The sequence below is a fragment of the Garicola koreensis genome, assembly GCF_014195445.1.
GTDB classification, from domain to species: domain Bacteria; phylum Actinomycetota; class Actinomycetes; order Actinomycetales; family Micrococcaceae; genus Nesterenkonia; species Nesterenkonia koreensis.
This window is the reverse complement of the sequence record NZ_JACIBT010000011.1, coordinates 12,422-34,508: the sequence shown is the minus strand read 5'-3', so window position 1 is coordinate 34,508 and position 22,087 is coordinate 12,422. Positions and strand designations below refer to the sequence as shown.

Genomic DNA, 22,087 nt, shown 5'->3' with positions numbered 1-22,087 from the left:
GATGCTGCTGGTCTTTGCAGCCGTGGGGATGCTGCGCGGATTCCAGGACACCAAAACCCCGCTGGTGGTGGCTGCGGCCGGCTTCGGCGCCAACGCGCTGCTCAACCTGATCCTCGTCCACCCGGTGGGACTCAGTGTGGCCGGGGCGGCCATCGGCACCTCACTGGCGCAGTGGGGCATGGCCATCGCCTATTTGTGGATGCTGATCCCACGCATTCGCGCCGCAGGCGTCGCGTTGGGGCCCGAACCGGCCGCACTGCGCCGGGCCGCAGGTGTGGGCAGCTGGATGATGCTGCGCACCGTGACCCTGCGGGCAGCGATCGTCGCCACTGTTGTGGTCGCCACCGATCTGGGGCCCGAGACCCTGGCCGCACACCAGGTGGCCTTCACCTTCTTCTCCACCTTGGCGTTCGTGCTCGACGCGCTCGCCATCGCCGCCCAGGCGCTGATCGGCCGGGAGCTCGGTGCCGGGCGCGAGGCTGCGGCCCGCCGTATGGTCAGGGTCATGACCCTGTGGGCGGTGGGCTTCGGCGTGGTCGTCGGTGCCCTCACTGCGGCGGCCGCCCCCTGGGTGCCGCGGCTGTTCACCCCCAGTGCCACAGTGGCCGAGGCGATCACTGTGGCACTGTTCGTGCTGGCCGTCTCCCAGCCGCTGGCCGGCTACGTGTTCGTGCTCGACGGGGTCCTCATGGGTGCCGGCGACGTCCGTTACCTGGCTCTGGTCGGGGTGGTGAATCTGGGCATCTACCTGCCTGTGCTGTGGTGGGTGCACGACACCGTCTCCGGCGGGCAACAGACCCAGATCATCCTGTGGCTCTGGGTGGCCTTCGCCGTGGTCTTCATGGGGGCTCGTGCGCTGACCCTGGGCATCCGTGCCGTGGGCACCCGCTGGATGGTGCTCGGCGAATAAGGTGCTGGGCGAATAAATAGTAGACTGCTGGGGTGCCTGTAGCCCATGTCGATCCCACAACTGCCGCAGCACTGCTTCGCCCAGCCTGGACCCGAGCAGTCATCACGGCGATCTTCGCGCTGTTCACCGTCTTCACCACCGACGAGACCATGACCCTGGCCCGCATCGGGCTGGCAGCCTTCTTCATTCTGGCAGCCACCGCCGTCTGGGACTACGTGAAGGTGGAGTCGGTGCCGGTCGCGATGCGCACCAGCATCTCGCTGGGCGCAGCGGGGTGGATATTCTCCGGCATCGCCGCCATCTTCGCAGCCTCCCCCGCCGCCCTGGCCATCATCGCTGGCCTCGGCTTCGTGCTGATGGGGGTGGCTGAGTTCGTCGGCGCCTTCCGGGTCCGCTCACAGTTCGTTCCGGCCCGAGACCACCTGATCCTCGGTGTGGTCGGTGTGCTCACCGGCGTTGGGCTCTTCCTGGGTGCTGGACTGGATGCCCACGGGATTCTGGGCATCTCCGGCATGGGGGTGGTGGTGATGGCTGTGCTGCTGCTGATCTCCGCCGCCGGCCTGACCCACGAGTCGAAGAAGGCCGGTTAGATCGCATCTTCTACACGGCGTAGAATGGTGATGCCCCGGCCGAAGGTGCCGGATGACTCACCCACTGCTCACAAAGGACGAATCACACGTGGCCGAGGACCCCAAGGATCGCCGCTCCATACTGGAGTCGGTGAAGGCTCCCCTGATCTTTTCCTTTGCCCTGGGGGTCGTGGCGGGAGTCGTCACCCTGATCGTCTCCTCCGGCGGCACGGACAACCCGCGCGTGGAGCACACCTCCTCGGCCATGGACAACCCGGTCAACTTGGCGCTGCTGGCCTTCGGCATCGCATTCATCGCCAGTCTGCTCATCGTCTCCATGCTGCAGCTGGCCTCACGGGAGAACCCGGCACACCTCTCTGAGGGTTCCGGGGTGAACCGCAGATCGGAGGAGCTGTACCGGCAGCAGGTCGCAGCCCGCCGAGAGAAGGCGCGGCAGAAGGAGGCCGAGGAGTCCAGCGCGCAGGAGTCACAAGATCCGCAGGACCCGGACTACGGCCAACGCAGCGAATAGGCCGCCTACTTCTTCGAGTCTTTTTCCTTCTCCAACTTCTTCTGCCTGGTCTCCATCAGCTCATCGCGCATCCGGTTGCGGAACTCCTTGGCCGCCACCGCAGAGTCCGACGTCGGACGGCTGAGCTCCTCCGCCTTCTCCGCGGCTGATGGCTTGCTCCGCTGCGCTGGGGGTCTGCGCCCGCTGCCGGCCTCCTCGGCTCGCTGCTGCGCGGCCCGGCGGGCACGGTAGGCCCGCACATGCGCCCGGTTGGCGCAGTTGCCGAAGTCGCAGAAGAGCTTGGAACGATTGCGGGTGAGATCCACAATGGCCGCATCACAGTCCTCGCCGCGGCAGATGCGCAGCCGCCGGGTCTCCTGGGCCACCACCAGGTGGGAAAGAGCCGCAGCGAACCTCGCTGTCATCACGTGATGCGTCTGCGAGGAGACCGGGATCGGAGATTCCACCACCTCCGGCTCGCCAGCCTCAGCGGAGCGGACCAGCTGTGTGCCCACTCCTTCCAGCAGCTCATTGATCAGCTGAAGCTCATCGGTGGCGTGAGGTCCGGCTTCCCAGACCCTGCGCAGGGTGCTGCGCAGCTGACGGACCTTCTGCAGCTGGTCGTCGTCGGCGGCTGAGGCGGACCACTGAAGCTCAGGCTCCTGAGCTTCGAGGAAGGAGGCCAATCCCTCCACGGTCTCCAGTGTGTCCGGGGTGTGTTTGGCGCTTCTGGAACCTTCGGCCGTATTGATCAGAGCGGCCGCGGCATTCAGAGCACGATTCACTTCGGCGTTGAACATGCAGCTTACTCCTGCCAGGTATGAGAGGCGCGGGCACTGGAACGGCAGTACGGGCGCTTAGGGGCAACGTGGGGCGCACTCTACATATTTCGTCGCATCTGACGAAAAGTTCACTCGCCCATCACGCTCAAGCTTATCGGCAACTGCGCTGCCCGGCAGGGGTGCCGGCCGCGATTTCTCGGTGCGCGCAACCGCGGATCTGTTCACCCAGCGGGGTCGAACTCACCCAGCGGACTCAAACCGGGCACTCATCCGCCGCAGCGAGGCCCGAATGCTGTGCGCGTTCTGCTGCGGGACACCCGCCATCCCCAGCACCGCCCGGGCGGCCGGATTCTGCCGGGTCGCGTCGTAGGTCTCGGTGACCGTGGTGCTGCCGTCGGGGTGAGGTTCGAACTCCCAACGCCACCGGTGGCCTGTGGGCTGGCGCCACTCGACGACGCCGGGGACCTGACCCTGAGGCGGCCGGGCTGCGGTCACGCGCAGCGGAAGCCGGTAGGGGAGGCCGAACCGGCGCATGTGTACGGAGAACTTCGCACCCTCGGTGAGTTCATGGGCTCCGACGGCGCGGGACCGGACCGTATCCGAGCCGTCGATCTCATGGTGCCGATGCGGATCGGCCGCCAGCCGATAGAGCTGATCTGCCGGTGCGCTGATGCGCAGCTGGTACGCCGCAACGTGCGGTCCGACGTCGATTTTCTGGGGTGGGGTGCTCACAGCTCCAATCTAGTCGGTGCCGCGTTGGATAGTCACTGCTGATCTGGTACATCTTGTGCGGTGAGATCCTTCCGCTCCCCGGGCAGAGCACGCAGGCTCGCTGCTCAGGCAGCGGTCGAAGAGTCCACGCATCCTTCCACGACCACACCGCGGCAGGCGCAGAATCAGGCGCGGCTGCAGGTGCTCATTGAGTCACGCGCCATCTGGAACGCGCTGGGTGGGGGTCTGATCGGCGTGGTGTTCGGCTACATCGTGTTCGCCGGTGAGCGGCCCGCGCTCGCCGGTGACTTCTCGATCCAGTTCTACGCCTCCATCATCGGCGGGGTCACCGCCGGGGCCTCATTTCTGCTGGGGTATTCCCTCAACGCGCGCATGGCGAACATTTGGCTGGGAGAACGGCCCAGGGTTCGGCAGCTGGTGGACACCCTGGCCCTGCTGGTGGTGCATTCCTCGATCGCTGTGATGGCCGCCCTCGGCCTCTTCCGCGTTTTTCAGGAGGCCTTCATCGGCCTGACCGTCGACGATATTGCCGGTGCGGTCCTGCTGGCCGTCGTCGGCGGTGTCGCCTCCTACTTCAGCTTCAACTCCGGAGCGCGGATCACCGCCTTCAGCCTCTCAACCCTGCTGGCAATATTCATGGCCTCCGGTGTGCTGGTCTCGATGCTTTTCGCGGAGAACCCCTTCTGGTGGCATGTAATGTTCTCCGAGCTGGGCACCGGCCAGGCCGGACTGACCAGCTTCTGGACGTTCAACACCACCTTGGTGGTCTCGGGGGTCATCATCACCACGCTGACCGCCTTCCTCACTCGCGACCTGCAGATCTGGAGCGAGCATCAGCGCACCCAGGTGGCGCAGCGTCTCGCTGAGCGTGCTGAGACTCACCGCAGGTCTTCGGGCCGCATTCCGCTGTCCACCCGAGTCCGCAACGCATTCAGCGGCTATATCCGCACCCCTCGGATTGTCCTGCTGCGGGTGGGGATGATCGGCATGGGGCTCTCCCTGGCTGCGGTGGGTCTTATCCCCATCAGCGTCAGTCTGGACGGCCACACGCTGGTCACCGCCGCCTTCGGAGTGTTCTTCCTGCTGCTGCTGGTCAGCACGCCCTACGTGCTGCCCGGGTTCCCGCAGATCTTCTTCCTGTTCAGCTACTTCGCCGCCGCCGCGCTGGTCGGCGCCTTCCTGCTGTGGGAGCCGGTGGGCTACTGGAACCTGACCTCCCTGGAGCTGATCGGCGTCGCGATCCTCTTCGCCTGGTTGGTGGTGTTCATCCGAAACATCGCTGCGGTGGTGGAACGGGTCCGCCGGGGGGAATCGCTGTGACAGTGGCCTGCGCCAGTAGGATGAATTGATGACGCAGCGCGCCGCAGTTGTGGGCTCGGGCCCCAATGGACTCGCCGCGGCCTGCCGGCTCGCCCGCGCCGGCTGGGAGGTCACCGTCTACGAGGCCGGGCCGACCCCCGGCGGTGCGGCGCGTTCGGCCGAGCTCTTCGGCCCCGGGATTATCAGCGATCTGGGGGCGAGCATCCACCCGCTCTCCGCGGCGTCGCCGGCCTATGATGAGCTGCTGGGACACCACGACGTCGAATGGGCCCAGCCGCAGATCCCCGCCGCCCACGGTATCGACGGCGAACCCCCGGCACTGCTGCACGCCTCCCTGGAGGAGACGGCCGAAGCGCTGGGGCGCGACGGCGACCTCTGGCGATGGGTCGTTGGCCCACTGACCGACAACTGGGACCAGGTGCGACAGGCGGTGCTGAACCCGCCGCTGGGCCGCGCGTCATTCACCCGGATCGGACGCGCCGCAGCGCTGATGCAGCTGGGCTCAGCCGGGGCGATGCCCGCCAGCAGCCTGATGCGCAGCTTCAGCACCGAGAGAGCCCGCGCCCTCTTCGCCGGACTGGCCGCCCACTCCACCGCACCCCTGAGCAACCCGCTGACCGCGGCCGTGGGCTTAGCCTTCGGTGCGGCGGCCCATGCGCAGGGATGGCCGGCAGTGCGCGGAGGCACCCAGAAGCTCGTCGACGCTTTGGTCGCCGAACTGCGCAGCCACGGCGGAGACATCCGAACCGGCTTCCGCGTCACCGGCGTCCAGCAGGTGCCAAAGCGGGGGCGCAGCGCCGGCCGGCCGCGCCGGTGGCGCGTAGAAGGCTCAGCTGCTCACCAGCGCGGCACCGGTGAGGCGACCGGTGAGCCGACCGGTTCGTCAGCGGGGCAGCAGGAGGCCGACGTCGTCGTCCTGGATCTCACCCCGGCCCAGGTGCTGGGCCTTCAGGGTCTGCCGCTGGCGCCTCGGGCGCGCGGGTCGCTGCGCCGATGGGACTACGGTCCCGGGGTGGTGAAGGTCGACTACCTGCTCGATGGGCCGATCCCCTGGCAGCACCCGGAGCTGGCCCGCGCCGGTACCGTGCACCTGGGCGGAAGCGGCCGCCAGGTGGTCGCCAGCGAAGCTGCCGCCAACCGGGGCGTGCTGCCCGGCCGGCCCTATGTGCTGCTGGCCCAGCCCAGCGCAGCCGACTCCACCCGAACACCGGATGAGCGCACGGTCTGCTGGGCCTATGCCCACGTGCCCAACGGGCTCGACGACGCCGGGGTGGCCCGGACGGTGCGACTGATCGACGCCGAGATCACCCGGCAGGCCCCCAATTTCCGCCGCAGTGTTCTGCAGCGCATGATCTGGGGTCCGGCTCAGCTGGAAGGGTGGAACGCGAACCTGGTCGGCGGCAGCGTCAGCGGGGGAGTGGCCGGGCTGCGCACCACACTCTCCGGGCCGGTCAGCGCGCTGCGGCCCTACTCCGCCGGCGTCGACGGCGTCTTCCTATGCTCCAGCGCCACCCCGCCCGGCGGTGGGGCTCACGGGATGAGCGGCTTCAACGCGGCTGCCTCCGTCCTGGATGAGCGCGGCTGATCGATCAGAAGCCCGAGACCGCCAGCAGTGCGGCGACGAGCAGCATGATGGCGCCCATGCTGAGGTCAATTAACTGCCAGGTGCGTGGTCGGTTGAGCCAGGCGGCCAGGGCGCTGCCGCCGCCGGCAAGGGCGGTGTGCCAGACGATGCACGCCAGGAAGGCCCCTGCGGCGAAGAACCACCGCTGATCGGCGAAGGAATTGGCCATCGTGCCCAGCACCACCAACGAGTCCACCCACGCATGCGGATTGACGATGCTCAGCGCCAGCGCCGTGGACGCCACTGTGCTGACCTTGGAGACCCCGGTGACGTGGACCTTCTGCCGCGTCGCAGTGGACTGAGCAGCCCCACCGGCGGGGTCCACCGTGGGGATCTGCGAGGTCATGAGCACGTGGACGGTGCCGGCGTCGTCGTCAGTCTTCTGCGACTTTCCCGCCGTGAAGGCCGAGCGGAAGGAGCGGTAGGCGAACCAGCTCAGGTAGGCCACCCCCGCCCAGCGCAGCACGTCCAGCAGCCACGGCGCGTGCTCCAAAACCACTGCCACTCCGGCGGTGCCGGCGGTCAGCAGCAGGGCATCACCCACCAGGCAGCACAGCACCGCCAGCATCACCCGATCCCGGCGCAGCCCCTGGCGCAGCAGGTAGGCGCTCTGCGGTCCGATCGCCACAATGATGGCCAGGCAGGCGAAGAACCCGGTGAGCAGAACAGTCAGCATGGGCACTATTCTGCGCTGCACAACAGATCCGTACCAGCTCAATATTCTTCACTGTCTGAAGCGATGCTTCAGATGATCCGGCTAGACTCTGCCAGATGAACACCGATCACCTGCGCGCCTTTGTGCTGGCGGTGGATGAGGGGACCTTCGACGCCGCAGCGGATCTGCTGCAGATCTCCGGCTCCGCCTTCTCCCAACGGATCAAAGCCCTGGAGCGTGAGGTCGGCCATGTCCTGCTGACCAGAACCGTTCCGGTGCGGGTCACCGAGTCCGGCGAGAAGCTGATGCGGGTGGCCCGGCAGACCACGCTGCTGGAGGATGAGGCCCGCCGGAGCCTGGGATTCCGCGGCTCCTCGGCCCACTACAGTCCCACCATCACCCTGGCCATAGCGGTCAACGCCGACTCTTTGGCCAGCTGGTTCATCCGCGTCCTGCAGGAAGCAGCGACCTGGGACGATGTGGAGATCCACGTCCACGCCGAGGACCAGCAGCACACCCTGCAGCTGCTGCGCAGCGGAACCGTGACCGCCGCAGTCACCGAAGACCCCACACCGGTCTCCGGGTGTCGGTCGGAGCCGTTGGGCGTCATCCGCTACTGGCCGGTGGCCAGCACCGAGCTGCTGGACCGCCACCGCGATTCCTCCGGCGCGGTCGACTGGCAGCAGGTGCCGCGCATCGACTACAGCATCCGCGACGCTACCCAGCGCACCGCCCTGGACCGCCTGGGCCTCAGCAGCGCCCCGATCACCCACCTGCTGCCCTCGGTGCAGGCCTACAACTCCGCCGTCGGCTGTGGACTGGGCTGGGGCATGATCCCCGAATCGATGATGCCCGACGGCGTCCTCAACTGTGAGCACCCCGATATGGTCCTGATCCCGGAGATCGGGGCCGAGGAGGTGCCGCTGCACTGGCAGCACTGGTCCACCACCACCCCAGCCCTTGACCGGCTCACCGCCGCAGTCCGGCACGCGGCGAGCCGCCGCCTCCCAGCGCCTGGTCACACAGCATCTGATCACGCAGTGCCTGATCGCACAGTGCTTGATGGCACAGCGTCTGGTGATTCAAATTTGAAGGAATGAGTTCAGCGCCGGCGTGGTTGAGTCGAATATGACCACCAGCAATGAGCGCCGCACAGCGCTGAACAGTGAAAAAGCGCCGAGCAGTGAGACGGCGCTGAGCAGTGAACGCTACACACCCCAGTTCGAACTCGGCCTGCACACCTTCGGCGACGTCACCCGCACTCCCGACGGCTCCCGCAGCCTCTCCCACCCGGAGGTGCTGCGCAATATCCTGGCCGAGGCGAAGCTGGCTGATGCCTCCGGCGTCGACGTCATCGGCATCGGCGAGCACCACCGTCCCGACTACTCGGTGTCCGCCCCCGACGTCGTGCTGGCCGCCATCGGGGCTGCCACCGAGCGGATCAAACTGATCACTGCGGTCACCGTGCTCTCCTCAGACGACCCGGTCCGGGTCTATCAGCGCTTCGCGACCATCGACGGGCTCACCGGCGGCCGGGCGGAAGTGTCGCTGGGACGCGGAAGCTTCATCGAGTCCTACCCGCTCTTCGGCTATGAGTTGGGCGACTACGAGAAGCTCTTCGAAGAGAAGACCGACCTCTTCGTCAAGCTGCGCTCGGAGGGCCCGGTCACCTGGTCCGGGGAGACCCGTGCGGGGCTGAACAACCAGCAGATCTATCCGAAAACAGATCACGACGGCGGCCTGCCGACCTGGATTGCGGTCGGCGGCACCCCTAACTCAGTGATCCGCGCCGCACGACACGGGGTGGGGCTGGAGCTTGCCATCATCGGCGGGGCACCGGGCAGGTTCGCGCCCTTCGTGGACCTCTACTACCGGGCGCTGGAGGAGTTCGGCCACAGCAGCGATCGCCGTGTCGCAAGCCACTCACACGGTTTCGTCGCCGAGACTGACCAACAGGCCCAAGACATCTTCTATCCGGCCTGGGCGGAGGCGATGGGAAAAATCGGCCAGGAGCGCGGCTGGGGCGGCGGCTACCCGGGACGGGACCAGTTCGAGCAGGAGATCACCCACGGCGCCCTCTTCGTCGGATCCCCGGAAACTGTCGCGGACAAGATCGTGCGCACCCAGAAGGCGCTGGGCATCAGCCGGTTCAGCCTGAAGTACGGCAACGCCTCATTGGCCCACGAACACATGATGAACTCCATCGAGCTCTACGGCACCCAGGTCAAACCCCTGGTGCTTCAGAAGCTCGCCGAACAGGCCTAGGCAGCGCCGGCGATCAGGTTGAGGAAGCCGATTCCCAGCAGCACGAAGCCCACGCCCCACACAATGATGGAGACGCTCATCCACAGCATGATCAGGTGACGGTTGGCACCGAAGGAGGCCATCAGCGGTGCGGTGAACTGGCTGGGCAGTGCCATCGGACCCAGCAGCGAGACGCCGGGGACCCCGAACTTGTCGAAGAGCCGCTTGGCCTTCTCGCGGCGTTTGAGCTGACGCTCGCTCGCCTCTTTGGGTCTGCGGCGCTTGAGCAACTGCGTGCGAATCCAATGCGCCCCGTAGACCAGCATCGCCACCGAGAGCGCGTTGCCGAGGACCGCTGAGATGATCGCCGCCCAGACCGGCATCCCGGCGATCACACCGATGAAGCCGCCCCCGTAGGACTCGACGAACGGGATCGCGGAAATCAGGATGAGACCCAACCACTGCAGGGTCGCCGGAAGCCCGTCGACCCACAGCCGCAGCTGCCCGATCCAGGTGTCCTCCGGGTAGAGCAGCTCTGCCGGGTCGCTGAGCCCGCCTTGAGCCGATGTCATGGTGGTCATAGTTTCGGCGAATACACCAATGGTCTCGATCATGGGAATCATTCTTCCGGACGACGACGCCCCACGCGTCAGCCCTGGGGGCGATCTTCGCGGCAGCTGGTGAGAGACTGAACCCCATGATTGCTGGGCGCGCACGGGTGATTTCCGGGCTGTGGGGCTCATCCCACCCGGGGCCGACACTGGTGGTCACCCTGCTCGCCGCCGCGCTCGCCGTGGCTGCTGGGGCCGAATTCTGGCGTATCGGGACGCTGGCCCTCGCGGTCTTCGCTGGCCAGCTCTCCGTGGGCATCTCCAACGATGCGCTCGACGCCGACCGCGACCGGGCTGTGGGCCGCAGCGACAAGCCCGTCGCCGCCGGCGAGGTCAGCCGTACCGCGGCCTGGGCTGCGGCACTGACCTGCCTGGTTCTGGCGCTGCTGCTCTCGGCGCCGCTGGGGGTAGGCCTGGTGGCCGCCCACGCAGTGCTGCTGGCGGCTTCCTGGTCCTACAACCTGGGACTGAAGGCCAGTGCAGTGTCGCTTGTGCCGTTCCTCCTTGCCTTCGGGGTCTTTCCGTCCTTCGCCACCCTCTCCCTGGCCCAGCCGCAGCTCAGCGCGGCCTGGGCCTGGATCGCTGGGGCGGCGCTGGGTGCCGCAGTGCACCTGACGAACGTGCTGCCAGACCTCGACGACGACGCTGCCACGGGCATACGGGGCCTGCCGCACCGGCTTGGGGGTCGGCTTTCCGCAGCGCTGGCCGCAGCAGCAGTTCTGGCAGGGGCGCTCGCAGTCACTCTCGGTCCCGCCGGCGGCCAGCTTGGGCATGTGCCGGTGCTCTCCTGGGTGTTCTTTGGGCTTGTGGTCCTCGTCGTTGTGCTGACTCTGGCTCTGCTGCGCTCAGGCCGATCCGGCCGAGTGCTGTTCCGCCTGGTGATGCTCTCCGCCGGCCTGCTGGCCATGCAGCTGGTGCTGACCGGCGGATCCCTCGCCGAGTGAAGCAGAATCAAGCCGGCTGACCAGAGCTCAGCCGTGGGCGTCGAAGCCCATCGCGTAGGCGCGGGTGAACAGGCGGTGAGCACCTGGGCCGAGCATCAGGCGCAGCCCCGTGCGCCGGGCCGCATCCACCGCTGCCGGGGCAGGCCGGCCCAGTCGGGTGTTCAGCGCCGCCAGCGAAGCAGCCCTGCGGGCCGACCCGACCCGAGCCCTTTCCCACTGCTTCAGCGCAGCCTCCGGCGGGACTGCGGTGCGGACCCACGAAGCCAGCAGCGGGGCCAGTGTGAGCGCATCCAGCAGGCCCAGATTCATCCCCTGCCCGCCGATCGGGCTCACTTCGTGGGCCGCATCTCCGATCACGAACAAACGGCCGCTGCGCATCTGCGGTGCCACGAACCGCCGGACCCCGAAGCCTGTGGTGAGGGTGGCCTCCCCCTCACGCATGCCCACCACTCCGCGGAGGGCCAGTGCCTGCTGCAGGCGCTCACGCTGATGCTGCGGGCCCGCAGAGCCGGTCGGGGAGTCCCAGGCGACGAATCGCCGACGGCCCCCCGGAAGTGGGAAGGACTCCAGCACCCCGGCCGCATCCAGGTGCACCACGGCGGTGTGGGGGTAGTGTTCATCAGAGACATCAGCGTCGGTCATCAGGTATCGGTCCCGGTAGGTGTGCGCCGTCGTGCTGCGATACACCATGTCGCGTGAGCGGGCGCCTCCGGCCAGGACCACCAGGGGGGCCAGGCGTTCCGCCTTCTCAGTCTGCAGCTGCACGTGGTGTTCGGCGGACCGGATGGCGGTGACCCCGACCCCACGTGTAGGTTCCGGGGCTGCGGCGGCGAGCACCTCTTCGGTGGCGGCCTGTGGCAGCGTGGCGACGAAGGGGAAGCGGGTGGAGAGCCGGTCGAACCGCACCGTGCCCAGCACCCGTCCCTGGGAGCGGGCCTCGCCCCGCGGGATCCGCAGTGCGTGCTCCAACAGTGCCGCCGTCAGCCCGGAATCCTCCAGGGCGGCGAGCACCGGCGGATGGACACCGATGGCCCGGCTGCCGTGGCCCGCTGCTGCGCGCTGTTCCAAGATCTCGACACTGACCCCACGACGGCGCAGCTCAGCTGCCATCAGCAGCCCCACCGGGCCGGCGCCGATGACGATCACCTCAGGCACGCATCATCACCCCACCCAAGACGGTCACCTCACCCGAGCGCGTCATCTTCACCCAAGGCCGGGCCCCTGGGCGAGCAGCCGAAACGGCGTCGGCTGGGTGACGCTCCACGGGGTGCCCAGCGCAGCGGCGAGCTCTGCGCGCTGGTGGCTGCGGCGGATGGAGCGCAGCCCGTCGGTGCGCAAAAACGTCCCCGGTGCCAGCGGTGTGATCCCCACGGCGAAGAGCCCGTAGGCCAGCCTGCCGCGGGCGATGTCGCCGTGGAGCACGGTGGTGGTGGCCAGCCGGCGTGAGGCGGCGATGAACGTCTGCAGCTCGGCGGCACCCAGGTGGTGGATGACGTGGTTGGAGATCACCACGTCAAAGGAGTCCCCGCGGCGCAGCAGCTCCTCAGCGTCGGCGCAGCGGAAGGTGGCCCCGGGGATCTGCCTGCTGGTCGCCATCTGGTGGGCCCGCGGGTCGGGATCAGCCCCGGTGAAGTGCGCACGCAGGCCGTCCCGGGCGGCCAGACCGGCTAGGTGCGCGATGACGTCGCCGCCGCCGGAGCCCAGGTCCAGCACGCGTGCCGGCCGGTCCAGGCGACTGAGTACATCCCGCAGCCGGGTTCGATAGACCCTGCCCCAGCCGGCCACCAGCCGGTTGACGATCCCGAACCGGCGCAGTGTGGCGTGCAGGCGCTGCGGGTCGCAGTCCGGGTCGTCCATGAGTTCGCGCAGCTGCTCATCGCGGGCCGAGAGGTTCATCGCGCCGCCGCTCAGGCGCTCTTGCGCAGCAGGGCGGACTCCACGGTGAACCCGGGGCCGAAGGCCATGGCCGCGAGACGCCCGCTGACGGCCGGGTCGGCCATGAGCTGACGCAGAATGAACAGGATCGTGGCACTGGACATATTGCCGTAGTCCCGCAGCACCGAGCGGGAGGCGGCCAGCGCAGCCGGTTCCAGAGTCAGGCCGGCCTCCACCCGGTCCAGGACGCTGCGCCCGCCGGGGTGCACCGCCCAGGTCTCCGGACGCGGCTCATCGTTGAGGAAGACGTCGACGGCGTCGCGGATTTCGCGTCCGATGATGCGCGGCACCTCCGCGGAGAGCCTCATCTGGAACCCGTGATCGCCGATCGTCCAGAACATATCGGATTCGCCCTCTTCGGTCAGGGCGGTGGCGAAACGGTCCAGCACCAGCCCGCCGGCGCGCCCCACCGCCTCATCGCCGGTCACCAGGGCGGCGGCCGCCCCGTCGGCGAAGACCGAGGCTGCCACGATCTGCTCCGTCTCCGAACTGTCGCGAATGTGCAGCGAGCACAGCTCCACACAGGCCACCAGCACCACTGCCTCAGGGTGAGCGTGGGTGATCTGGGAGGCCAGCCGCAGCCCCGGCAGCGCGGCGGCACAGCCGATGAACCCCAGGTGGCTGCGTTCGACGTTCTCGGCCAGGCCGAGGTCACGCACCAGCCGGTAGTCGATGCCCGGTGCGAAGAAGCCGGTGCAGGAGACGGAGATGACATGGGTGACCTGCTCGGCGGTGATCGTGCCCTCGGCCAGTGCCGCCCGGGCAGCCTCCGCCGCCAGGGGAGGGGCTGTGCGGCGGTAGAGCTCATTGCGGGTGCCGGTGGTCGGACTCAGCAGGGCGCCGTCGTCGTCGATGAACACCCCATCACCGGATCCGTCCCAGCCGCTCAGCACAGTGTGGCGGGTCTGGATCGCTGCGGCGTCGAAGGCTGCGCCGATGTAGCGTCGGGTGATCCTGTCTGCGCTCGGCTGCGCGGCGAAGAAGTCGCGCAGAACGGGCTGCGAGACTGCGGTCTCAGGCGTGGCCGTGCCGATGGATACGATGCGCGCAGGCATGCTCCTACTAAATCATGGCGGGTCCAGCCGCAGTGCTACCGTGAGTGATCGTCAGGGTATATCCGGCAGATCCAGGAGCGTCTTTTCATGTCATGCTGCGCGGCGACCCGGCAGTCAGTCTCGGCGCCTGAAGGAGCTGAACGTCCGGGCACGGTCTCTGCAGATGACCCTACCCAGAGCCCCGGCCCGCAGCCTGCTGACAATGTGGTGCAGCTTCCCGGCGGCACCTTCTGGATGGGCAGTGAGGACGACGACGTGAACCCCCACGACGGCGAGGGCCCGGTCCGGCAGGTCGAGGTGGAGGCCTTCGGCATCAGCCGCTTCGCCGTCACCAACCGCGAATTCGCCCGCTTCGTCCACGAAACCGGATACACCACCGAAGCCGAGGAGTACGGCTGGTCCTTCGTCGTCGCCAGTTTCCTGCCGGCCAGGCTGCGGGCCGCCTCCCCGAGGCCCCAACAGGTGCCGTGGTGGTGTGCGGTCAGCGGCGCTGCCTGGAGCGCGCCCGAAGGCCCCGGCTCCGGGGTGGATGATCTGCTGGATCACCCGGTGGTCCACGTCTCCTGGCGCGACGCCGAACACTACGCCAGCTGGGCGTCAGGGCGCCTGCCCACTGAGCGCGAGTGGGAGTACGCAGCCCGCGGCGGACTGGAGCAGGCCAGATACCCATGGGGGAATGAGCTCACCCCCGACGGCGAGCACCGGTGCAATATCTGGCAGGGGAGGTTTCCCTCGAAGAACACCGTCGAGGACGGATACCGCGGCACCGCGCCGGTGGATGCTTTCAGGCCCAATGGGTATGGGCTGCACAATGTGGCAGGCAACGTCTGGGAGATGTGCGCTGACGATTGGTCCACGGATGCTCCCACGGCCCACCGCGCACCGGCGTCGCAGGTGCGCCGAGTGATGCGCGGCGGCTCCTACATGTGCCACCACTCCTACTGCAACCGCTACCGGGTGGCCGCCCGCAGCAGCAACGACGCCGACAGCAGTTCAGGAAACCAGGGGTTCCGCCTGGCCTTCGACCCCTAGACTGCTCCTATGCAGTCTGAGTCACACACCATAGAAACGCAGGCGGTGCACGCCGGTCGCGAGGAGCTCGCCGATTGGGGCGTCCACGCCCTGCCCATCGACTTGTCCACCACCAACCCGCTGCCGGACATCGAAGCCGGCGGACACTCCTACGAGACGATGGCCACCGGAGGCAGACAGCCCGCTGAGGGAAGCGCGGTCTATGCCCGGCTGTGGAACCCGACCGTCGCGCGCTTCGAATCAGGGCTGGCCACTCTGGAGAACGCTGAGGCGGCCGTCGCGTTCGCCTCGGGGATGGCCTCAGTATCGGCGGCTCTGCTGGCGATGTGCACCGGCCAGAATAAGCCGCATGTGGTCGCGGTCCGCCCCCTCTACGGCGGTACCGACCATCTGCTGAACACCGGCATGCTCGGCACCGAGGCCACCTACTGCGCCGTCGACGAGGTTTCCTCAGCGATCCGCGAAGACACCGGACTGGTGATCCTGGAGACTCCGGCGAACCCGACCCTGGAGCTGGTCAGCATCGCCGAGGTGGTCGAACAGGCCGGGGGTGTGCCGGTGCTGGTGGACAACACCTTCGCCACTCCGGTGCTGCAGCAGCCTCTGGACCACGGGGCCACCATGTCGCTGCACAGTGCGACCAAGTACATCGGAGGCCATGGTGACGTGGTCGGCGGTGTCATCGCCTGCAGTGAGGAGACTGCTGTCCAGCTGCGGCAGGTGCGGGCGGTGACCGGGGGAATTCTGCACCCGATGGGGGCGTATCTGCTGCACCGGGGTCTGGCGACGCTGCCGATGCGGGTTCACCGGGCGCAGCAGACCGCCCAGCAGGTCGCCGACTGGTTGGGCACCCACGATGCGATCGACCAGGTGTTCTACCCGGGCTCCGATAGTGAGTCGGCAGGGGTGCTCGCCGGGCAGATGCGCGGGCCCGGGGCCATGGTCGCGGTGCGGATGAGCGGCGGCTACTCGGCGGCCGAGAAGCTGACCAGCGGTGTCAGGCTGTTCACCCACGCGGTCTCGCTGGGCGGGGTGGACTCCCTCATCCAGCATCCGGCGGCCCTGACCCACCGGCCCGTGACACCGGAGGCTCGCCCCAGTGCCGACGTCGTGCGGCTTTCCATCGGCCTGGAGGCACCCGAAGATCTGATCGCCGACTTGGACCGCGCTCTGAGCTGAGCGCCGACGACGGAAGAAACCGTGTTCAGCAAATGCACACGTTCTGCGGGGTTTACTGTCAAGGATCGTGCTTATAGTGGAATGCAGCTCCTCAAGGTGCGAGTGAGTGAAGAGCCCCGGGCTGATCGTTCTAGTGCGTCCCCCTCACGCTGATCAGTCCGGGGCTCTTTCCTGTCTGCAGCGATGTTCGGCGGGGCCGTGCCGTTCATTTCGTCGAGTCGGCGTCGTCGGCGATCTTCCAGGCCGTTCGGACCAGTGGAACCTGCAGCGGCAGCCGGGCAAGAGCGACGGCCCGACCCTTGGGGCTGTGCCAGACCTTCTTCACGGTGTAGATATTGGCCGGATAGACCGCGACCATCAGAGCAGCGGTGCACAACCCGCCGACTCGCCGGGTGCCGGCAACGGTGAGCATAGCGGCGCAGCTGAGTTCGGCAGCCCCACTGGCATAGGTCCAGAACCGTGGGTTCCCCAGTTGGGGCGGAACAATTGAGTCAAACGTCTCGGGGCGGAGGAAGTGGGTGATTCCGGCGAGGCCGAGCAGCCCGGCCATCGCATAGGCTCGCTGGTTGATACTGGGTCCTCTCGTGGGAGCCGTCGGTGAACGTCGTGTGACCAGAGTAGCGAAGCGCCCTGGGGCGGAGGAACCGTTGCTTTTGGGAGGCCGTCTGCTCAGAATGGCAGCAGAGGAGTCGACATGACCGATGCCATCGCTGAACCATTCCGGAGACGCCGTGTTCTATGAGGTGGTGGTTGTCGGAGGCGGTCCAACGGGCCTGATGGCGGCTGCGGATCTGGCCGCTGCGGGGGTACGAGTCGCTCTGGCAGAACGACGCCGGCACAGCGACCCCAACGTGACGCGGGCCTTCGGGGTTCACGCCGCAACGTTGGAGCAGCTGGACATCCGCGGCATTGCTGAGGACCTGATCAGCACGGGGAACCGCGTGCAGCGGGTGCGGCTGTTCGACGCGGTGCGCGTTGACCTTGCACGGCTGCCGAGCCGGTTCAACTACCTTCTGATCGCCCCGCAGTCGCAGACTGAAAAGGTCCTGCGGGATCGGGCGGTGGCCGCAGGCGTGGAGTTCCTCAGCGGCCTTGAGGTGATGACGCTGACTCAGGATGACCACGAGGTGCTCACCCGCGCCCGCCGAGAGGACGGCTCCACCGTCGACCTTCGGAGCAGGTACGCCGTGGGGGCGGACGGCGTCGGCAGCACTGTCCGCCGTCACATCGGTGTTGATTTTCCCGGTAAGTCGGTCCTGAAGTCCATCATGCTGGCTGATGTGCGGATGACCGACCCGCCGCGGCAACGGCTCGCCATGACTGCGGTGGGGGAGGGCTTCACCGTCGTCGTGCCCTTCGGAGACGGGTGGTACCGGGTGATCGCCTGGAGACGCGGCAGCCAGGCTGAGCCGAACGAGCCGGTGCAGTTGGATGAGGTGCGCTGGGTCGCGGAGCTGACGTTGGGCACTGACCATGGCATGCACAGCCCACGGTGGCTCTCCCGCTTCCACAGCGACGAAAGACTGGCCGCGGCCTACCGGGTGGGCAGGGTCTTCCTCGCCGGGGATGCCGCGCATGTGCATTCCCCCGCCGGGGGTCTGGGTATGAACGCGGCGATCCAGGATGCGGCCAACCTGGGCTGGAAGCTGGCAGCCGTTCTGCGGGGCCGGGCCGCCGAATCACTTCTCGACACCTATCAGGCCGAGCGCCGCCCCGTGGGGTCTCAAGTGATCCGCACCAGCGGAGCGCTGCTGCGGATGGCGACGATGAAATCGCCTCTGGGGCGCACCGCGCGCAACATGCTGGGGCGGCTGGTGGCGTCGGTGCCTGCCGCCGCCGATCACGCGGCCGGCACCGTCTCAGGGCTCAGTCTGCGGTACAAGCCGCCGAAAGGGGCAGACCGGCGGGTCGGACGCCGAGCGGCCGCCCTGTCACTGGCCGACCGCCGGATGCACCAGGTGCTGGCGTCGGGAGACTTCGCCGTGGTTTCCACCGAGGAGCCGGATGGCCTTCCACGCCATGTCCGTTGGGTGCAGCCTGAGGCCCAGGTCAACGAATCGGCTCAAATCGATGAACCGGTGCTGGTCAGACCCGATGGTTACATCGGCTGGATCGGAGACCTCAGCGACTACCCCTTCTGGGCCTGACCCAGCGCGGATGGCACCTGGGTGCATATGCTGGTGAGATGGCCAGCTCACCGGTGAACAGCCAGCAGGCAGAAGGGTCCAGCGCCGTCGCACGGTATTTGCGGCAGGTGCTTCAGGACTGCGGAGAGGACACCTCGGGCTCCCTGGCTGCGGATCTGCCGGCGCCCGGGTCCACCGACCCGGCCCTGCACGCCTTAGCGCTGGTGACCCCCGATGGGGCGGAGTATTCCGCAGGGGACAACGAGCATCTCTTCACCATGCAGTCCATCTCCAAACCGTTCGTCTACGCCTTAGCCATCGACGACGTCGGGCTCGATCGAATCAACGAGGTGGTCGGACAGGAGCCCTCGGGAGAAGCTTTCAACGAGCTCTCTCTCGAAGGAGGGACCGGCAGGCCGCTGAATCCGATGATCAATGCCGGTGCTCTGGTGACCCACCAATTGGTCGACTACCGGGATCACCGGTCGCATGAGGGTGATGACCAGCATGACGGCGATGGCCAGGAACCTTCGAGTGCGGAGCAGGCCAGACGACGTTCTGCGCGGATACTTGCCGGGCTCAGTGCGTTCGCTGCTCGTCAGCTGCAGGTCGATCAGGAGCTTGCGGAGCACGGAGCTCGTCAGGACTACCGAAACCTGGCCATTGCGAACATGCTGAAGTCACACCAGGTGTTGGCGCGTGAGCCGCTGGAGGTGCTGCACGGATACAGCGAGCAGTGCTCGGTGCTGGTCACCGTGCAAGACATCGCTCGTATGGCGGCGACCCTGGCCAACCACGGGCTGAATCCGGATACGGGGCAGCGGGTGGTGTCTGACCATGCGGCACGCCAGACGCTGAGCGTGATGGCAACCTGCGGAATGTATGACGGATCAGGACGATGGCTGGCGCAGATCGGCATCCCTGCCAAGTCAGGAATCTCCGGGGGCATCATCGGAGTCCTGCCAGGCCGCATGGGGTTGGCGTCCTTTGCGCCGAGATTGGACGAGGAGGGAAACAGCGTGCAGGGTGTCGAGATGTTCCAGCGACTCTCCCACGACTTAGACTTCCACCTGATGGCCAGGGAGCGCCGCAATGTCACCGAGATTCTGCAGAGTTTTCCCCAGTAGGCAGTTCCTCAGTGCGGGTCCCCTCGGTGATCTCCTTCCACGTTAGGTGCGCCGCCTGGGCATCGGTGAGCAGCAGCGCGCTGTCTATGCTTGCCAGCATTTTGCGCGAACTGGCGGGCAGCGTATCGACGAAGATGATGGTCTGCGGCGTCGCCAGTCCTCCAATCACATTGTGGACGGAGCCGATGATCTCAGCTGCGATCTCGGACGCGCGATCGGAGAAGCTGGGCGTCTGGGCTGCCGGAGCAGGGTCCAGCCCATTGGAGACCTCTGAGGTTCGTTCATCGGCAATCTGCAGCTCCACAGCCGCGATGATCTCCTTCTTGACCCCTGAGTCGAGCAGCGTCGTCGCCTCTGCTCTGCGCACAAAGGGATGATCCAGAATCACCCGGCGAATCGCATCCAGCGAGATCAGCTGACCCGAGACAGACACCAGGGAGTCTGATCTGCCGTGATGGACAAAAGCATTTTCCGTCATCGTGACGACGTCGGAGGTGGAGTAGGTGTTCGGGCCGCGGCGATCGTAGTTGCCAAGCATCACATCGGCGTCGGGGCCCTCCACAGCTGTCACCATTCCTGGCAACGGGTGGGTCAGCACCAGCTCACCGGTGCCCGTGCTGCGGTCGGTCTCCCCGCCCTCATCGGCTACCCGTGGTCCGATATCAGGCAGTTGGGTGGCTCCGCCCTGCACTTGGACGATGCCGCCGATCATCACTTGGCCCCACCCGTCGAGAACTTCGGCTCCCAGGCTGCCGAAGGTTAAGCGCATCCAGGAGCGCAGTTCGGGTTCGACGGCTTCGCCGGCGGTGACCACCCGGGCGACTGAGAGGTCGGCGGCTTCGCGGGGAGTCTCTTCGGCCCACGAGCGGATCGTGCGCATCACCGAGGGCGAGGTGACCAGCGTCCCGACGCTGTACCGGCGGATGATCTCCCAGCCGCGCTTGCTGCTGGGAACATCGAGGGTGCCTTCATAGATGACGGTCTGATGGCCGAACAGCAGCGGACCCAGCAGCCCGTGCCAGGTGGAGACCACCCAGGCGATGTTGCCGGCGCACCACAGGGGACCGTCGGCGGCGATGGATCGTTGGAAGGAGGCGGCACTGACCAGCACCCCGGCGGTGGGGTGCTGGGTCATCGCCGGCGGAGTGTCGGAGGAGGCGACCTGCATGGCACAGATGACGTCGTCGGGGTCTCTGATCGTGCTGATCGTCCGAGGTGAGCTGTCCTGCTGATGGGCATATTTGGGGGAGGTGCTGAGCCGGCCGGACATGAGCTCGTGGTACCAGTGGTCCCCGGAGAACCATGACACGTTCATGCCGGTGCGCCGGATGACGATGGTGTGTTCCACGCTGTCGGAGGCGCCGAGGGCATCATCGGCCCAGTTCTTGAGCGGAAGCACGGTCCCGTGTCGCCACGCGCCGTCCTGAGTCACCAGAACTTTGGGCGCAATCAGTGCCAGCCGCTCTTCCAGCGCTTCGCTGTGGATCGACATCGGCACGATGATCCACTGCGCGCCCAGCCCGATGCAGGCTAAGAGAGTCACCACAGTCTCGGGCTGCCAGCCGGTGTATATGGCCACAGTGTCCTCGGCGCCGACCCCCAGGTCCTGCAGGACCGAGCTCATCAGCGCCACCTCACGTTCGAGCTCACCGTAGGTCAGCGTCGTGCGGTCACCGGGTTCGCCTTCCCAGTGAATGGCGATCCGGCCAGCGGCAGCCTCCTGGTGGCGTCCCAGAAGGTTCCACAGTGGGTCGATGGCAGCTGCGGGAAACCACTCGCCGTCGAGCCGCCCTTCCCGGCGCGGCTGCCAGTAGACATCCGGTGCGCGGTGCCAATCCAGAGTGTCGACCACCGGCTGCCAGATCTGCTTCATCCGGTCGGGAAGATCCTGGTTCGTGAGTTCAGCCATGACGAAGATTTCCTCCACAGGAGACAGCCGTACGGGTCAGTGCTTCAACCACCCGGTCGATGTCCTCACGTGTCTTGCCGGGTGCTACGTCTGCGGCCAAGGCGGCGACCGCAGAGTTTTCGGCATCCTTGATCAGCACCGCCACCTCAGCGGGGCGCAGCGCGTCCGGAGCCGGGGCGTAGAGATGCTCCAGCTCTGCCCATTCGTGTCTGCTTTCGCCGGCAGTCTCGACGAGATTGCCCGGAGTCTTCTCCAGGATCTGGCGCCAATGATCGTCGTCAGCCCGCGCAGCCAGCAACCGCCCGGCGGCGGATTTCAGTGCCGGAGCCGAGCCGGGAGCCGCACGGAACGGGCCCCGATCCCCGGCATCGATCTGATCGAGGCAGACCAGCTCCGTACCGACCAGGATGGAGGTCGAGATCGTAGCTTGCAGCTGGTCGCGCAGGGCCACGACGAACGGGGAGACCGCGTTGACCACCGGATGTTTGCTCCGATAGTGCGAGGACAGTCGGCTGAGTTCGGGTCCGAGCCCATAGCGCAGGGTCACCGGGTCCTGTACCGCGTAGCCGGCCTGGACGAGTGAGCGCAGCAGCCGGTGCACGGTTGGTACCGACATTCGGGAGAGTTCCGCCAGATCGGTCAGATGCTGCAGCGCCGGCCCTTCGGCGAGCAGCGACAGCAGCTTTGTCGCATTGCGAATCGTTCCGAGACCGCCCCGGGAACTGGCGGTGGGCTCTGCCATATACAGCCTCCAAGCTGAGAACACTTTTCTCCAGGCACTATTGAGTTTCACATAGTGAAGCTGTATTGTCCATGCCAGCA

22 protein-coding genes are annotated in these 22,087 nt (G+C 67.1%); 12 read left to right on the top strand and 10 right to left on the bottom strand.

Going from position 1 to position 22,087, the window contains the following annotated elements:
• The 3 genes from FHX47_RS09335 to FHX47_RS09325 form a co-directional block, all read left to right on the top strand.
• The coding region (locus FHX47_RS09335) for an MATE family efflux transporter (RefSeq protein ID WP_183358667.1) at positions 1-910 on the top strand (910 nt) is incomplete at its 5' end.
• Between the two features lie 32 nt (positions 911-942).
• Positions 943-1,500 carry a hypothetical protein gene (locus FHX47_RS09330; RefSeq protein WP_183358666.1) on the top strand — a complete coding sequence of 186 codons (558 nt, stop codon included), beginning with the start codon at positions 943-945 and terminating at the stop codon, positions 1,498-1,500.
• A 52-nt stretch (positions 1,501-1,552) separates the two neighbouring features.
• On the top strand, positions 1,553-2,011 hold the full coding sequence (locus FHX47_RS09325) for a hypothetical protein (RefSeq protein ID WP_183358665.1): 459 nt from the start codon (positions 1,553-1,555) through the stop codon (positions 2,009-2,011).
• 5 nt (positions 2,012-2,016) lie between these two features.
• Here FHX47_RS09325 and FHX47_RS09320 read toward each other — a convergent pair whose 3' ends face one another.
• On the bottom strand, positions 2,017-2,790 hold the full coding sequence (locus FHX47_RS09320; protein WP_183358664.1) for a CGNR zinc finger domain-containing protein: 774 nt from the start codon (positions 2,788-2,790) through the stop codon (positions 2,017-2,019).
• A 222-nt stretch (positions 2,791-3,012) separates the two neighbouring features.
• Entirely contained in the window at positions 3,013-3,504 is a 492-nt protein-coding gene (locus FHX47_RS09315; RefSeq protein WP_183358663.1) for an SRPBCC family protein, read from the bottom strand.
• A gap of 60 nt (positions 3,505-3,564) precedes the next feature.
• On the opposite strand from FHX47_RS09315, the gene FHX47_RS09310 reads away from it, so the two are divergent.
• Positions 3,565-4,824 (top strand): hypothetical protein, encoded by a 1,260-nt coding sequence (locus FHX47_RS09310; RefSeq protein ID WP_183358662.1) that lies wholly within the window; start codon positions 3,565-3,567, stop codon positions 4,822-4,824.
• Between the two features lie 28 nt (positions 4,825-4,852).
• Complete coding sequence (locus FHX47_RS09305) at positions 4,853-6,409, top strand: phytoene desaturase family protein (RefSeq protein ID WP_183358661.1); 1,557 nt, start codon at positions 4,853-4,855, stop codon at positions 6,407-6,409.
• 4 nt (positions 6,410-6,413) lie between these two features.
• Here FHX47_RS09305 and FHX47_RS09300 read toward each other — a convergent pair whose 3' ends face one another.
• The gene (locus tag FHX47_RS09300) at positions 6,414-7,124 is read right to left on the bottom strand and encodes a LysE/ArgO family amino acid transporter (RefSeq protein WP_183358660.1); all 711 of its coding nucleotides are present in this window, start codon (positions 7,122-7,124) and stop codon (positions 6,414-6,416) included.
• A gap of 95 nt (positions 7,125-7,219) precedes the next feature.
• On the opposite strand from FHX47_RS09300, the gene FHX47_RS09295 reads away from it, so the two are divergent.
• Entirely contained in the window at positions 7,220-8,203 is a 984-nt protein-coding gene (locus FHX47_RS09295) for an ArgP/LysG family DNA-binding transcriptional regulator (protein WP_183358659.1), read from the top strand.
• Positions 8,204-8,231: 28 nt separating this feature from the next.
• Positions 8,232-9,368, top strand: a complete 1,137-nt coding sequence (locus tag FHX47_RS09290; RefSeq protein WP_183358658.1) for an LLM class flavin-dependent oxidoreductase — start codon at positions 8,232-8,234, stop codon at positions 9,366-9,368.
• Here FHX47_RS09290 and FHX47_RS09285 read toward each other — a convergent pair.
• The gene (locus FHX47_RS09285; protein WP_246328151.1) at positions 9,365-9,961 is read right to left on the bottom strand and encodes a small multi-drug export protein; all 597 of its coding nucleotides are present in this window, start codon (positions 9,959-9,961) and stop codon (positions 9,365-9,367) included. The two genes, FHX47_RS09290 and FHX47_RS09285, sit on opposite strands and share 4 nt — an antisense overlap.
• An 83-nt stretch (positions 9,962-10,044) precedes the next feature.
• Here FHX47_RS09285 and FHX47_RS09280 point away from each other — a divergent pair, with 83 nt between their 5' ends.
• Entirely contained in the window at positions 10,045-10,902 is an 858-nt protein-coding gene (locus FHX47_RS09280) for a UbiA family prenyltransferase (RefSeq protein ID WP_183358657.1), read from the top strand.
• Positions 10,903-10,929: 27 nt separating this feature from the next.
• Here FHX47_RS09280 and FHX47_RS09275 read toward each other — a convergent pair whose 3' ends face one another.
• Genes FHX47_RS09275 through FHX47_RS09265 form a run of 3 tightly spaced genes read right to left on the bottom strand, consistent with a single transcriptional unit; the run spans position 10,930 to position 13,892 of the window.
• The gene (locus FHX47_RS09275) at positions 10,930-12,057 is read right to left on the bottom strand and encodes an FAD-dependent oxidoreductase (protein ID WP_183358656.1); all 1,128 of its coding nucleotides are present in this window, start codon (positions 12,055-12,057) and stop codon (positions 10,930-10,932) included.
• A 48-nt stretch (positions 12,058-12,105) separates the two neighbouring features.
• Positions 12,106-12,798, bottom strand: coding sequence for a methyltransferase domain-containing protein (locus FHX47_RS09270; protein ID WP_183358655.1), 693 nt, complete (start codon positions 12,796-12,798; stop codon positions 12,106-12,108).
• An 11-nt stretch (positions 12,799-12,809) separates the two neighbouring features.
• Positions 12,810-13,892: a type III polyketide synthase gene (locus FHX47_RS09265; RefSeq protein ID WP_183358654.1), complete on the bottom strand. Its 1,083-nt coding sequence runs from the start codon at positions 13,890-13,892 to the stop codon at positions 12,810-12,812.
• Positions 13,893-13,979: 87 nt separating this feature from the next.
• Between FHX47_RS09265 and FHX47_RS09260 the strand changes: the two genes are divergently transcribed.
• Positions 13,980-14,924: a formylglycine-generating enzyme family protein gene (locus tag FHX47_RS09260; protein ID WP_183358653.1), complete on the top strand. Its 945-nt coding sequence runs from the start codon at positions 13,980-13,982 to the stop codon at positions 14,922-14,924.
• A gap of 9 nt (positions 14,925-14,933) precedes the next feature.
• Positions 14,934-16,103, top strand: a complete 1,170-nt coding sequence (locus tag FHX47_RS09255) for a trans-sulfuration enzyme family protein (RefSeq protein WP_183358652.1) — start codon at positions 14,934-14,936, stop codon at positions 16,101-16,103.
• A gap of 205 nt (positions 16,104-16,308) precedes the next feature.
• Here the strand turns inward: FHX47_RS09255 and FHX47_RS09250 are convergent, their stop codons facing one another.
• Entirely contained in the window at positions 16,309-16,653 is a 345-nt protein-coding gene (locus tag FHX47_RS09250) for a DoxX family protein (RefSeq protein WP_183358651.1), read from the bottom strand.
• 151 nt (positions 16,654-16,804) lie between these two features.
• Here FHX47_RS09250 and FHX47_RS09245 point away from each other — a divergent pair, with 151 nt between their 5' ends.
• Both FHX47_RS09245 and FHX47_RS09240 read left to right on the top strand, forming a co-directional pair.
• Positions 16,805-18,250, top strand: coding sequence for an FAD-dependent monooxygenase (locus FHX47_RS09245; RefSeq protein WP_183358650.1), 1,446 nt, complete (start codon positions 16,805-16,807; stop codon positions 18,248-18,250).
• A gap of 38 nt (positions 18,251-18,288) precedes the next feature.
• Complete coding sequence (locus tag FHX47_RS09240; protein ID WP_183358649.1) at positions 18,289-19,356, top strand: glutaminase; 1,068 nt, start codon at positions 18,289-18,291, stop codon at positions 19,354-19,356.
• On the opposite strand, the gene FHX47_RS09235 is transcribed toward FHX47_RS09240, so the two are convergent.
• Together FHX47_RS09235 and FHX47_RS09230 are read right to left on the bottom strand one after the other, a co-directional pair.
• The gene (locus FHX47_RS09235) at positions 19,325-21,265 is read right to left on the bottom strand and encodes an AMP-binding protein (protein ID WP_183358648.1); all 1,941 of its coding nucleotides are present in this window, start codon (positions 21,263-21,265) and stop codon (positions 19,325-19,327) included. The two genes, FHX47_RS09240 and FHX47_RS09235, sit on opposite strands and share 32 nt — an antisense overlap.
• Positions 21,258-22,007: a helix-turn-helix domain-containing protein gene (locus FHX47_RS09230; protein ID WP_183358647.1), complete on the bottom strand. Its 750-nt coding sequence runs from the start codon at positions 22,005-22,007 to the stop codon at positions 21,258-21,260. Before FHX47_RS09230 ends, FHX47_RS09235 begins: the two co-directional genes overlap by 8 nt.
• Between the last annotated feature and the right edge of the window lie 80 nt (positions 22,008-22,087).